We start from the raw sequence: 16,429 nt of genomic DNA, 5'->3' as shown, positions 1-16,429 counted from the left end.
CTCACCCAGGGGGTGTCTGTGGCGGATTCGAGGTCGCCTGGGGAATTGCTGCGAGCCCGTCGCCGGAGAGTTGACCGAGGCCGATGTCTCGGCCGGCCAGAATCAGGAGCAGGGTCGCCATCGGGGCGCGGATCTCCGGCCCGGTGCCCGTCGACCAGTCGACGTCGGTCGCGCGCAGGTGCGATCCGCTGAATCGGCTTTGCTGGAATACCCTCGACTTCCAACCTTTGCCATAGGACAGGACGTAGGTCGCGGCTTCAGCGGCGGCCTCGGGTGATATTCGCAGCGTTCGGCCGAGTGGAATCGCGATGTCCTGTCCGTGGACGAGGATGTCGATGAGAGGTTCGCGGGGAGTGAGTCCGATGTTGTGCTTCCGGGATCCGATCATCGCGCGAATCTCGCGGACAAGTCGGTCGGTCGGTGTTGCTGCTTTCCGTTTCGCGGAATAGTGGATCACCGCGTTCATGCCCCCCGGGTGTCGGAGCACGAAGGGAAGCATGGTGATCGCTTGGCGAACGTCGATCTGCTGCAACGTCAGATGCGCCGCAACGTCGCGCACCGTCCATCCGTCGCACAGTGAATTCTGTTGCCACTCCTCGTCGCGGAGCATCTCGAGTAGATCAGCGGTACGGGTGCGGTGGTCGTCGATCGCTACCCAGACGTCGTCGATGTTCATGGTCGATCCCGGTAATATCAGTTCGAAGTTGGGACTAATATTAGTCCCAACTTCGAATCAATGGCAAGGGGAGGGTCGTCGTGGACGAACCGCACATCGCCGTCTTGATGTTCACCGCACACCGCAGTGCAGAGAGGCGCGTGTTCGACGCCGTTCGCAATGCCGGGTTTGCGGGGATCACCCTGGCCCAGGCTCGCATCGCGGCGCGCATCGGCCCCGATGGGACACGGCTCTCCGAGCTCGCCGAGCAAGCCCTGGTGTCGAAGCAGACTGCAACGCACCTCGTCGACCAGCTGGAAAGGGCGGGGTATGTCGAACGTGTCGTCGACCCTAGCGACGCTCGCGCCCGCCTCGTCCGCATGTCGCCGCGTGGCGCGGAGGTGATCGCGGTTGCGCGCGCTGAAGAGGCGCGGATCGATGAAGAGTGGACGAAACACCTCGGCGGTCCCCGCATGCGCGAGCTGCGGGATTCGCTCACCCTGCTCCGTGAGATCACCGACCCTCACGCGTGACCCGGCGAGCCTGGTGATCACCACCACGGAATCGGCCCGAATGTGTGGCGATCCATGCTCATGTAGTTCGAACGATGGACACCGTCAGCCGTCCGAACCGTGCAACGTACAGACTGTCGGCTACGTCGGCTGACCTTGTGCGGTGCTTGCCGTAATGAGCTCGACGGCTTGTATGTGCAGGTCGGTGGTGTGAAAGGCCCGAGAAGTAAATGGAGAAGAACTCGAATTCCACGATGCCGTTGATTGCTGCGGCAGTCGTCTTCGTCGGACTCGCCGCAATCGGACTCTTTCTGATCTGGCCGCAGCTCGACAACGACAGCGAAGCGACGACGGCGACGTCGACCGCCGCCGTCGCGGTATCCGAAACCACCGACCGCGTTCCTGTCGCGGGACTGGAGGGTCTGAAGCGTGTGCCGGAGGATGCGACGTCGTGCCCCAGTACATTCGGCAGCCCGGACGTGACGAGTTCCGCGGTCGCAAGCCCGGCCACGTCCTGTGAATTCGCCGAAGAGGTGCGAGGTTCCTATCTGAAGCAGCCCATGCGGTACGGGCTGGTGACGGTCGATGCGCGCAACCCGGCGATGGGCCGGACCCAGACCATGAAATGCTCGGGTAGCCCCGTGGTCACCTGCGTCGGCGGTGACGACGACGTCGTTTATCTGAACTGATCCGCGGGCTACCGAGGAGTCCGTGGTGTCACAATGTGAACGGAGCTGTTCAACGTATCGATCTCCTGGGCGGAGGCGTGACCGATATGGCTACCTACACATTCGATGTGTTCTCCACACTCGACGGATACGGATCGTCGGAAGTCTGGCCCGGTTACTGGGGCAAAGAAGGCCCCGAACTGGTCGCGGATCGCGAGAAGGTCTTCTCACCGGACAAGATCCTCGTGCTCGGCGCGACGACCTACCGGACGTGGTCGAAGCTGTCGGAAATGATCGACGATCCGAGCTTCGACTGGCTCTATGCGATGCAGAAGGTCGTTCTCTCGACCACGCTCGAAGGGCCTCTGAAGTGGCCGAACACAACCCTCATCGCTGAGGATGCACTCACCGCGGTCCCTCGTTTGAAGGCCGAATCCGACCTGCCGTTGCGCTCGCACGGAAGCATGACGATGAATCGTGCGCTCATGGCTGCTGGTCTCGTCGACCGAATCGAGGTCGTCGTCTTCCCGGTGATCACCGGCGCGAGCGGGCTCGATCCGATCTGGGCCGGCGCCGCGGACTTCGATCTCGAACTCATCGAGGCACGAACCTTCGACGGGCGCACCCAGCAATTGGTGTACGTCCCGCACCTTCACGATCACACCACGTAACCACACTGTGGGAAGTGGAGCACCGACCTGCAGTTTCCTTAATTTGTCAGGGCTCCCGTCGGTGCAGAACCGGTGGGAATCCCGGCACCGGGAGGTAGCTTGGCAGGGACAGGTCCAGGAGACGACCTTCTCGAGGATGCGCAGGTGACTCCCGTGCCCATCGACAACGATGTGTACAACCGAGTGGGCGCCACGTGGTGGGACGAAGACAATCCGCTCAACTTGCTGCACGGAAGCCTGACGCCGGGTCGGTTCGCGTACTTCCGGGAGGTGCTCACAGATCGGGTAGGCCGCGAGTACGCGGGGATGCGTGCGCTCGATGTCGGATCGGGTGGTGGATTCCTGGCGGAAGAGTTCGCGAAGGTCGGATTCTGTGTAGTGGGCGTCGACCCGTCGGCGGTATCGCTGGCCACGGCACGCGCCCACGCGGCCGAGGGCGAACTCGAGATCGAATACCTGCTCGGCATCGGTGAGAAGCTACCGGTGCGCGGCACCGAATTCGACGTCGTGTACTGCTGTGATGTGCTCGAGCACGTGACCGACCTGGATGCGGTGATCGATGAGATCGCACGGGCCCTCAAACCCGGAGGACTATTCCTGTTCGACACAATCAACCGGACCACGACCAGCAAACTCGTCGCGATCAAGATGATGCAGGAATGGCGGTGGACCCGGTTGTTCGACACCGCCATCCACGATTGGTCGATGTGTGTGAGGCCAGGCGAGCTCGTGGAAGTCATGGGACGCCACGGCCTGCAGGCCGGCGACATCGTGGGTCTCGGCCCGCGGTCGACGAATCCGCTGCGGTTACTCGACATGACGCGGGCGGCGCGAGGCCGTCTCCCGTGGGGAGAGATGAGTCGCCGGCTCGACTTCGGACGAACGAGGTTCACCGGGATCTCCTACATGGGCTATGCGGTCAGAGCATGAGCTCGGAGAGTGCTCTACTGGAGAAAGCTTCGACTGGAGCAGACACCGAGAGCAGAGGAGGGTTCGATGAGCGAACACAAGCCGCACACCGTCTCCCCGGAGTGGTTGTACGAACAGGTCGGTGACGAAGACCTGGTCGTCGTCGACGCGACCACCCACCTGACCATGCCGCCGGACGGGTCCGTGCACATCGAGCCCGGTCTCGCGACGTACCTCGAAGCCCACATCCCGGGTGCGGTGTACGCGGACCTGTTCACGGACTTCTCGGAGCACCTGGCTCCGCTGCCGTTCACCGCAGCGTCCTCCGAACGCTTCGCGGCAGCCGCGGGTGCGGTGGGGATCGGACAGGGGCGTCGGGTCGTGGTGTACGACCAGTCGTCCGGAGTCTGGGCGGCGCGCCTGTGGTGGCAGTTGAGATTCGAAGGTTTCGACGACGTCGCTGTCCTCGACGGTGGACTGCCCGCCTGGCAGGCGGCAGGGTTCCCGGTGTCGGATGAACAGGTGATCCCGCATGCGACGACCCTGACGACGAACCGCCGTCCCGAGTTGGTGCGTTCCACCGATGAGGTCGCGGGTGCTCTCGACGACGAGAACACACTCATCATCAATGCCCTCGACCCCGCGACCTATCGGGGCGAGAGCCCGTCGTACCCTCGTCGCGGCCACATTCCGGGCAGCATCAACATCCCGTTCGGCGATCTCGTCGATCCGGCGACCGGACGTCTGAAGCCGACCGACGAGTTGCGTGCAGTGTTCGAGAAGGCGGGTGCTCTCGATCCGAAGGTGCACCCGGTGACGTACTGCGGTGGCGGGATCGCCGCGGCAGGTCTTGCACATGCGCTTGCGGTGGCGGGGCGTTCCGACGTTGCGGTGTACGACGGGTCTCTGAACGCGTGGACCGCCGACGAGTCGCTGCCCCTGGTGGAAGGCCCCAATCCTCGTTGAACGACGGAGGTGTCGTGAACGCTGTGATGTGCTCGCGGCTGACCTCGGCAGCATCGCTCACCGTGCGGAAATCCCGTTTTCCGGGAGCAGTTCGAAGGGGGCCGGGGCCGTCGCGACGCCGTTGATCTGGAGGGCGACGGCGTGCTCGCCGGGGTAGTAGCGGCGGGTGGTGATCGGCCGGAAAGAGTGTTCCCTGTCGATTGTGAATTGCTCCCCGGGGTCCAGTTCGCGGGTGGTGAGTTTGAAGACCTTCGTGCTCGAGGCGCCGTTGGCCTTGCGGTGATGGATGACGTAGTCGATCGCCAGGCGCGCCGGCTCCGTACCCGTGTTGCGGAGAGCCGCAGTGAATTGGACCGTGCCGCTCCAGGGCACTCGCGCGGCGACGATGTGAGGACCGTCGACATCGACCGATGCCGGCGCGAAGCCGAGCAGGGCAAGTGCTCCGACATTGCCGCGTTTGACGAGCGTCCGCAAGCCGTGACGAACGAGCGCCGTCGTCGTGTCGGTCGGGTCGCCGAGCCACCTGCGTGCGGTGTCGACGACGAGATCGGGATCGTCGCGGCTGAGGTCGTTCAGGTGATTGGCCACCGAGCGACGCACGTACTCACTGTCATCCCGGTAGAGGGCGTCCAGGATCGGGACGGTGATGCCGCCCCGCGACACGATCTCCGGAACCCGCACTGCCCAGGGAAGGTAGGGCCGGGTCCCTTCGGTGGCCAACCGTCTGACGTGTTCATCGGTCGACGTTGTCCACTCCGCAACGATGATGAGTGCTCGGTCGAGGTCGTGACGTAGCAGTGTCCGGATGGCGAATTCGGAGGTCAGGCGGCCGGTCAACTCCGCCAGTAGCGCCATTGCATCGCTGAATGCCGCGTCGCTGTTGTCGTGTACGGCCCTGGTGGCGACAGCGCTGGTGACCGGCCAGAGCAACCATCCACCGAAATCCGGCGTGTGGTGGTAGGCGCCGCGGACGACTGCGGCGAGGGTGGCATAGTCTCCGGGGACGTCCGCCAGCAGTGCGTCGCACAGAAGATCGGCGCGCTCGCGCAGGGACAATCCGTCGAGTTCGTGGGCGGCGCGCGGAAGCTCCCGTAACGGCTGTTCAGGTGCGGCGTCCTGGATCGACGTCGTCAGCTGTTCGGCGACGTGTGGCCCGATGAGCTCATCAGCAAAAGGCATGCGTCCATCATCCCTGCTGGGCTGAACTTTCCTCCCCACGCACGGCATTCCACGGGTTTCGAACCAGTGGAAAGCTGTGGACGTGGGGGGAAGTTCGTGCACACCTCCGAGTGATGCTCGGGAATCGGTCAGGGGTAGTTCGGGTTGTTGAACTCCGGGATCTCGATGCTGATCGTCTGTAGTTCGGACATGTAGAGCAGAACGAACTGGCGGAGCAGTTCGTCGAACGTCCAGTACGCTTCCGGTGCCAGCGGCAGGGGAAGCAATCCTTCCCGCACCGCAATGAAAGGCCCCCACGCCACATTGAGCAGGTTGTCCCACAACAATTCCCGGGGGATGTTCAGCCAGTTGGCGATCTCGTCGCCGAGCATGAAACGTGTGAGGGCGCCCAGGATGGGCCGGCTGAGAAGCGTGAGATCGAGCCCTGCACCGAGATCGAGGAGCATGTCCGCAAGTTTGAGTCCCTCGGTGGTGGGAGCAAGAACCGGATCCAGCGATTCTCGGGCTTGGGCGTCGGCATCGTCCCACGTCGCGGGGATGTACTGGTCTTCGATCCCGAGCATGTGCGCGCTGATCTGCCAGGAGTGGAGGAAACCCTCGGACTCGTCGGCAGGGATGGGCACCTTCCACTGCTTCAGTGTGCGCATGACGGTGGTGGGCAGGCTGTGCCAGGTGACCATCATGTCGTGCTGGCTGATCGGGATGTTCTCCGGCGCAGCCTGATCCCAATGTGGTGACTGCGGGAGCAGGTGTCGTACACCGGCGTGTACCAGCCGGGTCTTCAGACCCGTCACGATCATTTCACCGTCGTCGAGATATGCGTTGCGCGAACCGATGTCGTAGCCCAGTTTCGCAGTCTTCGAGATGCGGCGCTTCATGTTGGCGCCGCCCTTCGAGTAGTACACGGCGAGGGCTTCTTTCGGGATGACGGTGCTCATCATGCCGCTGGCGAAACCGTACAGCACACCGAGATAGAGACCTCGCTTCTCGTTGAACCGCACGGCAGTGGCGAGTTTGTTCCGATCTGCCCACTCCGGCAGCTGCCGGTGGCGTTCCATGAAGTCCTTCAGGTCGGGCGGGAGTCCATCGGGCAGCGGCTGCCCGTTCTTCGTCCACGTCCGGAGAAGTTGGTTGACCCTGGGTACGTCGCCGCGGTCGAGAAGCGACGCGACCAGCGGGTCGGCTTCGGTGTCCCAGACGGTTCTCGGGTCTGCGCCGCTGCCGGTGCCCGGAATCGAGCCCGCCGGCGACCACCTCCAGGGCTGTGCGTTGGCGGGCGACGCGAGGGCGATCGCGCTGAGCGCACTCAGCGCCCCACCCGCCTGCAGGATCTTTCGTCGACTGAAGTCTGCCATGCCATCTACCCCCGGTGAGATGCAGAGAAACAGGGTTACAAGATTCGTTACTGCGTATCATTTTCTAGCACGGTGTGATGACGCACGTGTGCAGTTTTGTGAAATTGCAGTATCGCGCGGCGTGTAATCTCGGATGCCCAGGAGGTGATCGTGGATTCTCGGCCACACGCCCGGATGTCGACTTCGGAGTCCCTGCTCGAGCGCGCGTTGCTCGAGGCTGTCGAACGCGCAGACGAAGTCGACACGGTGCGCGCACGCCTGTTGGACGCTGCCTACGAGCAGTTCTGCCGGTCGGGTATCCAACGTTCATCGATGGAGGAAGTGGCCCGACGGGCCGATCTGTCCCGGGTCACGCTTTACCGGAAATTCGAATCCAAGGACGCGCTCGTCGAGCAGGTGCTGCTTCGCGAGTTCCGTCGCTACTTCGACAGCTTCCTCGTCGAGATCCGATCGGCCCGGACCGTCAGTGAGCGCATCGTGCTGGGATTCGTGAGTTCATTGCGTGCCATCCGGACCAACCCGTTGATCGGCGGTCTTCTCGATGCAGAACCGACCTTGTTCGCGGGTTCGATGGTCAGCGACGGCCGTATGCTCGTCATCGCGCGACAGTTCGTCGCACGGCAACTTCGTCGTGAGCAGAAGGTCGGGGCGATCGCGGACACGGTCGACATCGATCTCACCGCCGAGATGATGGTGCGGATTTCGGCGTCGTTCCTGATGGTCCCCACCGCCCTCGTCGACCTCGACGACGACGACCAGCTCGCGGCGATCGCGCGGAAATTCATCGTGCCGATAGTCGAACCCGGCGGATAGCTCACGATCCGATGCGCACGATGTTCTCGAAGTAGCCGGCGAGACGGTCCATGCTCGGTTCGCTCGTGCGGAAACCCACGTATCCATCGGGTCGCACGACGACGGCTTCGGGCGCGGCGGCGAAGCCGTACAGCCGTGTGACATTGCCATTTTCGTCACGCACCACTCGTCCGTCGGCGGGGTCGGCGTCGGGGGAGACGGTATAGGCGCGCACCACGTCGCCGAAGCGCTCGACTGTCGTGTCGGCGAGTGAGGCGAGAGCGGGCACGGCTGCCGCGGTCGGGGCCCACAACAACACCGTGTGCCCGGGATGACGAAGCAGGTCGTGCAGCCGCAGCGGGGTGGCAACTGTGTCCTGCCGCAGGTCGCGGGCATCGGGTGCGCGGTCGCCGGGAGCCGGACTCGAGTCGGATCGGCCGTCTACGATCGCACTGTCGCGGTAGCCGAGCAGCAGCTGGGCCTCCCGCATGATGATCGTCTCGGCGTCGCTCTCGCCGTGGCCGATGCCCTCGCGCGCGTGACGCACCGTGCGGCCCACCACTTCTTCGCCGATGGGACGACGTTCGGCGTCGTAGCTGTCGAGCAGACCGTCGGCGGCGTGTCCGCTCACGGCGAGCGCGAGCTTCCAACCGAGGTTGTAGGCATCCTGGATGCCGGTGTTCATGCCCTGCGCGCCGGTGGGTGGATGAATGTGTGCGGCATCGCCGGCGAGGAACACGCGCTCGGTTCCGTAGCTGCCGGCGATGCGGTGGCTGATCCGGAACACCGACGACCAGAGCATGTTTCGAGCCGTGGTCGGTTCCGGAGCGAGTCGGTCCACCACGGCCTGGATGTGCCCGAGGGTGGGAGGGTGCTTTCCTTCGAGGCCGTGGGTGACGGCGCCGGCCTCGGCGGTGGTGGCCAGGTCGGGGGCGACGAACGACGACACACGATAGCGGCCGTCGCCGGGCAAGGGGATGCAGACCATCAGGTCGGAGGTCGTACCGTCCTCCTGTGTCATCGCGCGCACTCCGTACCCCGACGGTAGCGACCAGTCCAGTTCGACGTCGGCGAGCATGTACTCCTCGGGGAACGCGTCGCCCTCGAACGACACTCCCAGGCCTTTGCGGACGGCGCTGTGTGCGCCGTCGCAGCCGACGAGGTATCGGGCGGTGAGTCGCGTCGTCTCGTCGCCATCGCGGAGAGTCGCGATGACGCCGTCGGTGTTCTGCTCGTAACCGGTGAGCTCGACACCGCGGCGTACCGCCGTGCCGTGTTCGGCCAAGGCTCGTCGCAGAACGTGTTCGGTGGCGTACTGCGGCATACACGTGAACCGGTACGGCACGTCGTCGGGGAGTTCGAGGTCGAGGCGCATCACCTCGGCTCCGTTGACGAACACGATCTGCCCGTGCATCGGTGTCGAGCGGTCGAGGGCGGGCCGCACCACTCCCATTGCATCCCACACTTCGAGCGTTCGTGGCTGGATGCCCACGGCCTTCGCGTAATGCGCGGGTGTGGGCAGGCGATCGATGACGACGACGTCGATTCCGCGGCGGCGAAGCTCGAGAGCTGCCGTCAGCCCGACCGGGCCGGCGCCGACGATCAGGACGGATGTTTCGCTGTGTTCGGACACGGGTGCGCCTTTCGTAGCGAAGGGGGTCCGATCCATTGTCGCGCCGCAGGTCGTCGCACGGGTCCGAACGCGGACCGTTCGTCGCGCGCGACATACTGATCGCCGAACCCCCTGGATCGAGGAGGAACCATGGAGAGTCGATCCCTGCCGATCTATGCTGCCGGGGCGATCGATGTGCCGTTCGTGATCGCGGGGATGGACGAGCTCATCGGACGCGACACTCGGTTCGAGGAGCATTCACATCCGACCCACGAGTTGTTGTGGAACGAGCGCGGCGCATCGAGTGCAACCATCGGCTCCCAGACTTGGACGATCACACCGAGCATCGGCCTGTGGATCCCGGCGGGCCGGCTGCATTGGGGCATCATGCCGACGGGAACGTGGTATCGCACTGCGCATTTCGGTATCGATCATGCACCGCTGCTGTCCGACGGCGCGGTGGCCGTCGAGATGACACCGCTGCTGCGTCTGCTGCTCGATCGCCTGACCGACGAGTCGCTGGACGGAGCGTCGAGGTCGTTGACGGAGAAGATGGTGATCGACGTGCTCGCGCCCGCTGAACACGAGCTGCTGGTGCAGGTGCCGACGTCACCCCTGCTGCGACCCATTGTCGAGGTGGTCGGCGAGGACCCCAGTGACCCGCGAACGTTGTCGGATTGGGCAGAGGAACTGGGTGTCAGCCGTCGCACCGTCACCCGCGCGTTCCGTGCGGAGACGGGGCTGAGCTTCGGGCGATGGGTGGCGGCGGTGCGCGCGCAGCGTGCGGTGATCCTTCTGGGGCACGGTCTCGAACTGGGTGAGGTCGCCGAGCGGATGGGCTACCGGTCGGTGAGCGCGTTCGGTGCGGCGTTCCGGAGAGTCACCGGTGCGACTCCCGCGACGTTCCGGGCGGGCTGATCTTCGAAGGGTGTGACCCGATCGCAACATCTGGTGGCCCGATCACGCGATTGCGTCTCGGGACGGTAAACATTAGATTTAGGCAAACCTCGCCTAATATCCGAGTCCGGATGTGGGCATCACCTGCACGAAAGCGAGTTCGTCTCCATGCGTTCAAAGCGCTTCCTGGCGGTGGCCGCGACCGCGGTCGCAGTCACACTCGGCATGTCGGCATGTAGCTCCGACTCGGAGACCACCGACACCGCCACCGCGTCCGGCGAATACCCGGTCACCATCGAGCATGCCCTCGGCACCACCACGCTCGACGCGAAGCCGGAGCGCGTCGCCACCGTCGCGTGGGCCAACCACGAGGTGCCGCTCGCACTCGGAGTCGTGCCCGTCGGTATGGCCGCCGCCAACTTCGGCGACGACGACGGCAACGGCATGCTGCCGTGGGTCGAGGAGAAGCTCGAAGAACTCGGCGGCGAGACCCCCGTGTTGTTCGACGAGACCGACGGCATCGACTTCGAAGCCGTGTCCGATACGAACCCCGACGTCATCCTCGCCGGCTACTCCGGACTGACACAGGAGGACTACGACACCCTCAGCGAGATCGCTCCCATCGTCGCATACCCGGAAGCCCCGTGGGCGACAGCGTGGCGCGACATGATCGCGATCAACAGCGAGGGCATGGGCATGGCAGAGGAAGGCCAGGAGCTCATTGCGAGCCTCGAACAGGAAATCGCCGACACCGCGGCCGCGCATCCGGAGCTCGACGGTAAGGCGACGATGTTCCTCACCCACGTCGACACCGCCGACCTGAGCCAGGTCAGCTTCTACACCGCGAACGACACGCGCGCCGCGTTCTTCGAGGACCTCGGCATGTCCACACCGAAGAGCGTCGCCGACGCCTCTACCGGCGACGAGTTCTCACAGAAGGTCAGCGCAGAGCAGGTCGACGTGTTCGACGACGTCCAGATCATCGTGACCTACGGCGACCAGGCGCTCGTCGACTCCCTGAAGGCCGACCCGCTGCTGTCGCAGATGCCCGCCGTCGCCAACGGCGCGATCGTCTTCCTCGACGGATCCGGCCCGCTCGGTACGGCCGCGAACCCGACTCCGCTCGCCATCTCGTGGGTGCTCTCGGACTACGCCGACATGCTCGCCGAAGCAGCAGGCAAGACGAACGCGGAGTGACCTCAGTACAACAACCCCCGACGCCGGGCGCCGCACTTCCGCGACGCTCGGCTCTCGGTAACTCTGCGTGGCTCATGGTTCTGCTCGGGGTGCTCGTGCTCCTCGTCATTGCGTCGGTGACCATCGGGTCGCGCGATGTGGAATGGGCCGACATCATCGCCGCGCTCGGTGGGTCGACCGACAACATCGGTCAGGGCGCCATCGCGAAACGCATCCCGAGAACCGTGCTCGCGCTACTCGTCGGAGCAGCGTTGGGTCTGGCGGGTGCGGTGATGCAGGGCATCACCAGGAATCCGCTGGCCGACCCCGGCATCCTCGGCGTCAACATGGGTGCGTCGCTCGCGGTGGTCGTGGGCATGGCGTGGTTCGGGTTGTGGACACAGACCGCGATGCTGTGGGTCGCAATTTTCGGCGCCGGGATCACCGCGGTGTTCGTCTACATGATCGGTTCGCTCGGTCGCGGTGGGGCCACGCCACTCAGGCTTGCGCTCGCCGGCGCAGCCACCGCGGCAGCACTGTCGTCGTTCATCACCGCGATCATCCTGCCGCGGAACGACATCGCCGGGAATGTGCGGTCGTGGCAGATCGGCGGTGTGGGAGGCGCGAACTTCGACGTCATCGGGCAGGCGCTGCCCTTCCTCATCGTGGGCTTCGCCATCTGCTTGCTGTCGGCGCGCAGCCTCAACTCTCTCGCTTTGGGCGACGAACTGGCTGCCGGACTCGGTGAGCGTGTCGCGCTCGCGCGCGGTCTCGCGGCGCTCGGGGCCGTGCTGCTGTGCGGTGCGGCCACCGCGATCGCGGGGCCGATCGCCTTCGTCGGACTGGTCGTACCGCACCTGTGCCGGCTGTTGATCGGCGTGGACAACAGGTGGCTGCTGCCGTTCTCCGCGCTGGTGGGAGCCGGGTTGCTCACGGCTGCCGACGTGGTCGGCCGCATCGTCGCCCGACCCAGCGAGATCGACGTCGGCATCATCACCGCGCTCATCGGCGCACCGTTCTTCGTGTACATCGTCCGACGGCAGAAACTCCGAGAACTGTGACAGCGACACTCATCACCATCAAGCCCGACGTCGACGAAGTCGCAGCGAGCCGTGTGCGTCGCGGGCGACGTCGTCGCATCGTGATCGGGATCCTCGGGGCACTCGTCGTCGCCGCATTCGTCGTGAGCCTGATGTTCGGGAAGACCTTCTATCCGCCGTCCGACATCATCCGTGTGATCCTCGGCGAGAACGTGTCGGGCGCGACGTTCACCGTCGGTCGACTCCGCCTGCCACGCGCTGTGCTTGCTGTGGTCGCGGGAGTCTGCTTCGGCCTGGGCGGCATCACGTTCCAGACGATGCTACGTAACCCGCTCGCGAGCCCCGACATCATCGGAATCAGCGCCGGAGCGAGTGCCGCGGCCGCATTCGGGATCATCGTGCTCGGGCTCGGGAGCACACAGGTGTCGATCTTCGCGATCGTCGCGGGGCTGGGTGTGGCGCTGTTGATCTATGCACTGTCGTATCGCGGTGGGGTCGCCGGTACTCGGCTGATCCTCATCGGGATCGGCATCGCGGCCATGCTCGAGAGCGTCACTTCGTACCTGCTGAGCACCGCAGCTGCATGGGACCTGCAGGAGACCATGCGATGGCTCACCGGCAGCCTCAACGGCGCCACGTGGGGCGCGACCCTGCCCGTGATCGCCGCCCTGGCGATTCTCGGTCCCATTCTGTTGGGGCAGACCCGAAACCTGTCGATGATCCAACTCGGCGACGACGCCGCTCAGGCACTCGGCGTGCGCGTCGAGCGCACCCGACTCGTGGCCATCATCGCGGCCGTCGGACTCATTGCGTTCGCCACCGCAGCTGCAGGACCTATCGCATTCGTCGCGTTCCTCTCGGGTCCGATCGCCGCGCGCATCATCGGGCAGGGCACGTCGCTGTTCGTCCCGGCCGCGCTCGTCGGCGCTCTGCTGGTGCTCGTCGCCGACTTCATCGGCCAGTACGCCTTCGGCACCCGCTACCCGGTGGGTGTCGTGACCGGTGCGCTCGGAGCGCCGTACCTCGTCTACCTGATCATTCGCTCCAACCGAGCGGGAGGCTCGCTGTGACCGCATCGCACACTCTGACGGTCGAGAACCTGAAACTCGGCTACGGGAATCGCACTGTCGTCGACTCCCTCGATCTCGACGTTCCGCCGGGGAAGATCACATGCATCGTCGGAGCCAACGCGTGCGGCAAATCGACGTTGCTGCGGTCGATGTCGCGTCTCCTGACCCCTCGCGGCGGGCACGTGCTGCTCGACGGCAAGGACGTGCACAAGCTGCCCGCGAAACAGCTCGCCCGCACCCTCGGGTTGCTGCCGCAGTCACCGATCGCGCCGGAGGGGATCGTCGTCGCCGACCTCGTCGGTCGGGGCAGGCATCCGCACCAGCGCGTCCTGTCGCGGTGGAGTCGCGAGGACGATGCGGCAGTCGCAGATGCGCTGGCCGCGACCCAGATCACCGAACTCGCCGAGCGCTCGGTCGACGAACTGTCGGGTGGGCAGCGCCAGCGGGTCTGGATCGCGATGGCGCTGGCCCAGCAGACCGACGTGCTGCTGCTCGACGAACCCACCACCTTCCTCGACGTGAGTCACCAGGTGGAGGTACTCGACCTGCTCACCGACCTCAACCGGGACCGCGGCACGACGATCGTGATGGTGCTGCACGATCTGAACCTCGCCGCCCGATACGCCGATCATCTCGTCGCGATTGCAGACGGAAGCATCTATGCGCTGGGTGATCCGGCGGACGTGCTCACCAGCGAGACCGTCGCCGCGGTGTTCGGGCTCGACAGCCGTGTGATCCCCGACCCTGTCTCCGGTAAGCCGATGGTGCTGCCGGTCGGGCGACATCACATCACGGTGTGAGGTCTTTAGCATCACGCTGATTTCAGACGTGGTGGGCCGGGCGCGGGATCGGAATGATCTTCGTCATGACCGAACCTCTCGATCTGGCCACCGACGTCCTCGTCATCGGAGGCGGGCCCGCCGGCACCTGGGCCGCACTGAATGCGCGCAAGGCCGGTGCCGACGTGATCCTCGTCGACAAGGGATACTGCGGAACCAGCGGCGCCACAGCACCGTCCGGAACCGGAGTCTGGTACATCGCACCTGACCCGGAGCAGCGGGCGAAAGCCAAAGCGAGCAGGGAAGCGCTCGGCGGGTATCTGGCCGACCACGCGTGGATGGACCGCGTGCTCGACCGCACCTACGAGAACATGCACCTTCTCGGCGACGAGGGGCGCTATCCGTTCCCGGTCGACCCCGACACAGGACACCGGATCCGCACCGGTGTACAGGGCCCCGAATACATGCGGCGCATGCGGGCGTGGGTCCAGCGGCTCGGGGTCCGCATCCTCGATCACTCACCGGCGCTGGAGCTGTTGGTCGACCGCGACGGGGTCGTGCGCGGCGCCGCCGGATACCAGCGGCAGGCCGATCGCGACTACCGGATCACGGCGGGGGCGGTGGTGATCGCCAGTGGAGGTTGCGCGTTTCTGTCCGGTGCGTTGGGTACCAATGTCGACACCGGCGACGGCGCCCTCATGGCCGCCGAGGTGGGCGCCTCCTTCTCCGGTATGGAATTCGCCAACGCCTACGGGATTGCGGCAGCGGGTTCGACGATCACCAAGACCGCGTACTACGGCTACGCGACCTTCTTCCACGCAGACGGCAGCGTGCTCGAGGGCGCGGGATCCAGCAAGGGGCGTTCGATCATCGCGAAGACGTTGCAGAGCGAGCCGGTATCGGCTCAGCTCGATAGGGCGGACGCCGAGGTGCAGCGACAGATGCGGCTCGGCCAGCCGAACTTCTTCCTGCAGTTCGACCGGCGAGGAATCAACCCGTTCACCGACAAGTTCGAGGTGACGATGCTCGCCGAGGGGACCGTGCGTGGTACGGGCGGCATCGACGTCGTCGACGATACGTGCGCGACCTCGGTACCCGGGTTGTATGCAGCGGGGGACGCCGCGACCCGCGAACGCATCTGCGGTGGCTTCACCGGGGGTGGTAGCCACAACGCGGCGTGGGCGATGTCGTCGGGAAGCTGGGCCGGGCGGGGGGCGGCCCAGTTCGCGCGACACGTCGCCGGGGTGCGGGCTCGTGACCTGCACGGGGCCGGTCGCGCTGGGCTGCGACCGGCCCAGCGCACCGAGCTCGACGCCGCTGCAGTGCTCGCGGCGGCGCGCGCCGAGCTGATTCCGTACGAGAAGAACCTCTTTCGGAACGGCGTGGGACTGCAAGAATCGATCGACGAGCTCGAATCACTGTGGACGGCACTCGCATTCGGCCTTACCCCGGGCGTTGGCACGGACCGTATCCGGGCGAGACAGGCTGCGGCGATCACGGCCGTCGGCCGTTGGGCCTACCACTCCGCATCGGCCCGCACCGAGACTCGCGGTATGAGCAAACGCGCGGATCATCCGGATCTCGATCCGGCCCAGCATCATCACATTCTCACCGGGGGCCTCGACGAGGTGTGGGCGCGGACCGTTCCGGTGCGCAATTCGGTGTTGGTGGCATCGTGATCGAGATCCTGCTGGCCGACGCGTGCATCGGCTGCGACAAGTGCGTCGACGTGTGCCCGACCGACGTTTTCGATCGCACCGAGTCGGGAATCCCGACGATCGCGCGGCAGCATGATTGCCAGACCTGCTTCATGTGCGAGGCGTATTGCCCGACCGACGCGCTGTTCGTGCATCCGCAGTCGACACCACGTGAGGCGCAGGGCAATGGCGATGGTCAGATCGGGCAATATCGGGCGCAGATCGGTTGGGGGAGTGGACGGATCGCGGGATCTCGTGTCGCGGTGGGGCCCGAGCTTCCGCGTGGTGCGCCACCACCGCGCCTGGTATCGTCGTGATCGTCCGTGCAGCAGAACACAGAGGTCACAGCCATGTCCGCCACCGATCGACCGCAGCCCGCGTCGCTGCGCACGGTCTGGCACAGCTGGCGGCTCTATGTGGACCTGTGTCGCACCGGCACCGAGCGCTGTCG

17 protein-coding genes are annotated in these 16,429 nt (G+C 65.4%); 13 read left to right on the top strand and 4 right to left on the bottom strand.

Translation table 11 applies throughout. The features are described 5' to 3' along the window. Position 1: 1 nt before the first annotated feature. Entirely contained in the window at positions 2-676 is a 675-nt protein-coding gene (locus ACZ46K_RS23280) for a maleylpyruvate isomerase family mycothiol-dependent enzyme (protein WP_054805753.1), read from the bottom strand. Between the two features lie 107 nt (positions 677-783). Between ACZ46K_RS23280 and ACZ46K_RS23275 the strand changes: the two genes are divergently transcribed. The 5 genes from ACZ46K_RS23275 (at position 784) to ACZ46K_RS23255 (ending at position 4,381) form a co-directional block, all read left to right on the top strand. Beyond that, positions 784-1,188 (top strand): MarR family winged helix-turn-helix transcriptional regulator, encoded by a 405-nt coding sequence (locus ACZ46K_RS23275; protein ID WP_054713148.1) that lies wholly within the window; start codon positions 784-786, stop codon positions 1,186-1,188. 233 nt (positions 1,189-1,421) lie between these two features. Further along, positions 1,422-1,856 carry a serine/threonine protein kinase gene (locus ACZ46K_RS23270; RefSeq protein ID WP_132471203.1) on the top strand — a complete coding sequence of 145 codons (435 nt, stop codon included), beginning with the start codon at positions 1,422-1,424 and terminating at the stop codon, positions 1,854-1,856. An 86-nt stretch (positions 1,857-1,942) separates the two neighbouring features. Beyond that, positions 1,943-2,506 (top strand): dihydrofolate reductase family protein, encoded by a 564-nt coding sequence (locus ACZ46K_RS23265; RefSeq protein WP_054805757.1) that lies wholly within the window; start codon positions 1,943-1,945, stop codon positions 2,504-2,506. Between the two features lie 144 nt (positions 2,507-2,650). Further along, positions 2,651-3,436: a bifunctional 2-polyprenyl-6-hydroxyphenol methylase/3-demethylubiquinol 3-O-methyltransferase UbiG gene (gene ubiG / locus ACZ46K_RS23260; protein ID WP_132471202.1), complete on the top strand. Its 786-nt coding sequence runs from the start codon at positions 2,651-2,653 to the stop codon at positions 3,434-3,436. A gap of 66 nt (positions 3,437-3,502) precedes the next feature. Then, positions 3,503-4,381 carry a sulfurtransferase gene (locus ACZ46K_RS23255; protein ID WP_054810038.1) on the top strand — a complete coding sequence of 293 codons (879 nt, stop codon included), beginning with the start codon at positions 3,503-3,505 and terminating at the stop codon, positions 4,379-4,381. Between the two features lie 57 nt (positions 4,382-4,438). Here ACZ46K_RS23255 and ACZ46K_RS23250 read toward each other — a convergent pair whose 3' ends face one another. Both ACZ46K_RS23250 and ACZ46K_RS23245 read right to left on the bottom strand, forming a co-directional pair. Further along, positions 4,439-5,560, bottom strand: coding sequence for a DNA alkylation repair protein (locus ACZ46K_RS23250; RefSeq protein WP_054810040.1), 1,122 nt, complete (start codon positions 5,558-5,560; stop codon positions 4,439-4,441). A gap of 128 nt (positions 5,561-5,688) precedes the next feature. After that, positions 5,689-6,915, bottom strand: a complete 1,227-nt coding sequence (locus ACZ46K_RS23245) for an oxygenase MpaB family protein (RefSeq protein WP_054805755.1) — start codon at positions 6,913-6,915, stop codon at positions 5,689-5,691. A 174-nt stretch (positions 6,916-7,089) separates the two neighbouring features. Here ACZ46K_RS23245 and ACZ46K_RS23240 point away from each other — a divergent pair, with 174 nt between their 5' ends. Continuing rightward, on the top strand, positions 7,090-7,728 hold the full coding sequence (locus tag ACZ46K_RS23240; RefSeq protein ID WP_054713143.1) for a TetR/AcrR family transcriptional regulator: 639 nt from the start codon (positions 7,090-7,092) through the stop codon (positions 7,726-7,728). 1 nt (position 7,729) lies between these two features. Here the strand turns inward: ACZ46K_RS23240 and ACZ46K_RS23235 are convergent, their stop codons facing one another. Then, the gene (locus ACZ46K_RS23235; RefSeq protein ID WP_464745008.1) at positions 7,730-9,376 is read right to left on the bottom strand and encodes an FAD-dependent oxidoreductase; all 1,647 of its coding nucleotides are present in this window, start codon (positions 9,374-9,376) and stop codon (positions 7,730-7,732) included. A 93-nt stretch (positions 9,377-9,469) separates the two neighbouring features. On the opposite strand from ACZ46K_RS23235, the gene ACZ46K_RS23230 reads away from it, so the two are divergent. The 7 genes from ACZ46K_RS23230 (at position 9,470) to ACZ46K_RS23200 (ending at position 16,295) form a co-directional block, all read left to right on the top strand. After that, entirely contained in the window at positions 9,470-10,237 is a 768-nt protein-coding gene (locus ACZ46K_RS23230; RefSeq protein WP_132471199.1) for a helix-turn-helix transcriptional regulator, read from the top strand. Positions 10,238-10,384: 147 nt separating this feature from the next. Then, a complete protein-coding gene (locus ACZ46K_RS23225; RefSeq protein ID WP_054805756.1) occupies positions 10,385-11,413 on the top strand; it encodes an iron-siderophore ABC transporter substrate-binding protein in 1,029 nt (342 codons plus the stop codon). Positions 11,414-11,487: 74 nt separating this feature from the next. Beyond that, on the top strand, positions 11,488-12,453 hold the full coding sequence (locus ACZ46K_RS23220) for a FecCD family ABC transporter permease (protein WP_132471365.1): 966 nt from the start codon (positions 11,488-11,490) through the stop codon (positions 12,451-12,453). Further along, the gene (locus ACZ46K_RS23215) at positions 12,450-13,502 is read left to right on the top strand and encodes a FecCD family ABC transporter permease (protein ID WP_054719748.1); all 1,053 of its coding nucleotides are present in this window, start codon (positions 12,450-12,452) and stop codon (positions 13,500-13,502) included. Before ACZ46K_RS23220 ends, ACZ46K_RS23215 begins: the two co-directional genes overlap by 4 nt. Continuing rightward, positions 13,499-14,302 carry an ABC transporter ATP-binding protein gene (locus ACZ46K_RS23210; protein WP_132471198.1) on the top strand — a complete coding sequence of 268 codons (804 nt, stop codon included), beginning with the start codon at positions 13,499-13,501 and terminating at the stop codon, positions 14,300-14,302. Before ACZ46K_RS23215 ends, ACZ46K_RS23210 begins: the two co-directional genes overlap by 4 nt. Positions 14,303-14,367: 65 nt before the next feature. Next, positions 14,368-15,960 (top strand): FAD-dependent oxidoreductase, encoded by a 1,593-nt coding sequence (locus ACZ46K_RS23205; protein ID WP_464745005.1) that lies wholly within the window; start codon positions 14,368-14,370, stop codon positions 15,958-15,960. Continuing rightward, complete coding sequence (locus ACZ46K_RS23200) at positions 15,957-16,295, top strand: 4Fe-4S dicluster domain-containing protein (protein ID WP_054808031.1); 339 nt, start codon at positions 15,957-15,959, stop codon at positions 16,293-16,295. Before ACZ46K_RS23205 ends, ACZ46K_RS23200 begins: the two co-directional genes overlap by 4 nt. The last annotated feature ends 134 nt before the right edge of the window (positions 16,296-16,429 follow it).

This window comes from Rhodococcus sp. JCM 9793 (genome assembly GCF_055380405.1).
The sequence above is the reverse complement of the archived record's forward strand: the minus strand, read 5'-3'. Positions and strand labels throughout refer to the sequence as shown.

What these genes read in the sequence shown, in the direction of transcription:
- ACZ46K_RS23280 (WP_054805753.1), bottom strand. Translation starts at nt 676, where the DNA reads ATGAACATCGACGACGTCTGGGTAGCGATCGACGACCACCGCACCCGT.
- ACZ46K_RS23275 (WP_054713148.1), top strand. Translation starts at nt 784, where the DNA reads ATGTTCACCGCACACCGCAGTGCAGAGAGGCGCGTGTTCGACGCCGTT.
- ACZ46K_RS23270 (WP_132471203.1), top strand. Translation starts at nt 1,422, where the DNA reads ATGCCGTTGATTGCTGCGGCAGTCGTCTTCGTCGGACTCGCCGCAATC.
- ACZ46K_RS23265 (WP_054805757.1), top strand. Translation starts at nt 1,943, where the DNA reads ATGGCTACCTACACATTCGATGTGTTCTCCACACTCGACGGATACGGA.
- ACZ46K_RS23255 (WP_054810038.1), top strand. Translation starts at nt 3,503, where the DNA reads ATGAGCGAACACAAGCCGCACACCGTCTCCCCGGAGTGGTTGTACGAA.
- ACZ46K_RS23250 (WP_054810040.1), bottom strand. Translation starts at nt 5,560, where the DNA reads ATGCCTTTTGCTGATGAGCTCATCGGGCCACACGTCGCCGAACAGCTG.
- ACZ46K_RS23245 (WP_054805755.1), bottom strand. Translation starts at nt 6,915, where the DNA reads ATGGCAGACTTCAGTCGACGAAAGATCCTGCAGGCGGGTGGGGCGCTG.
- ACZ46K_RS23240 (WP_054713143.1), top strand. Translation starts at nt 7,090, where the DNA reads ATGTCGACTTCGGAGTCCCTGCTCGAGCGCGCGTTGCTCGAGGCTGTC.
- ACZ46K_RS23235 (WP_464745008.1), bottom strand. Translation starts at nt 9,376, where the DNA reads ATGGATCGGACCCCCTTCGCTACGAAAGGCGCACCCGTGTCCGAACAC.
- ACZ46K_RS23230 (WP_132471199.1), top strand. Translation starts at nt 9,470, where the DNA reads ATGGAGAGTCGATCCCTGCCGATCTATGCTGCCGGGGCGATCGATGTG.
- ACZ46K_RS23225 (WP_054805756.1), top strand. Translation starts at nt 10,385, where the DNA reads ATGCGTTCAAAGCGCTTCCTGGCGGTGGCCGCGACCGCGGTCGCAGTC.
- ACZ46K_RS23220 (WP_132471365.1), top strand. Translation starts at nt 11,488, where the DNA reads ATGGTTCTGCTCGGGGTGCTCGTGCTCCTCGTCATTGCGTCGGTGACC.
- ACZ46K_RS23205 (WP_464745005.1), top strand. Translation starts at nt 14,368, where the DNA reads ATGACCGAACCTCTCGATCTGGCCACCGACGTCCTCGTCATCGGAGGC.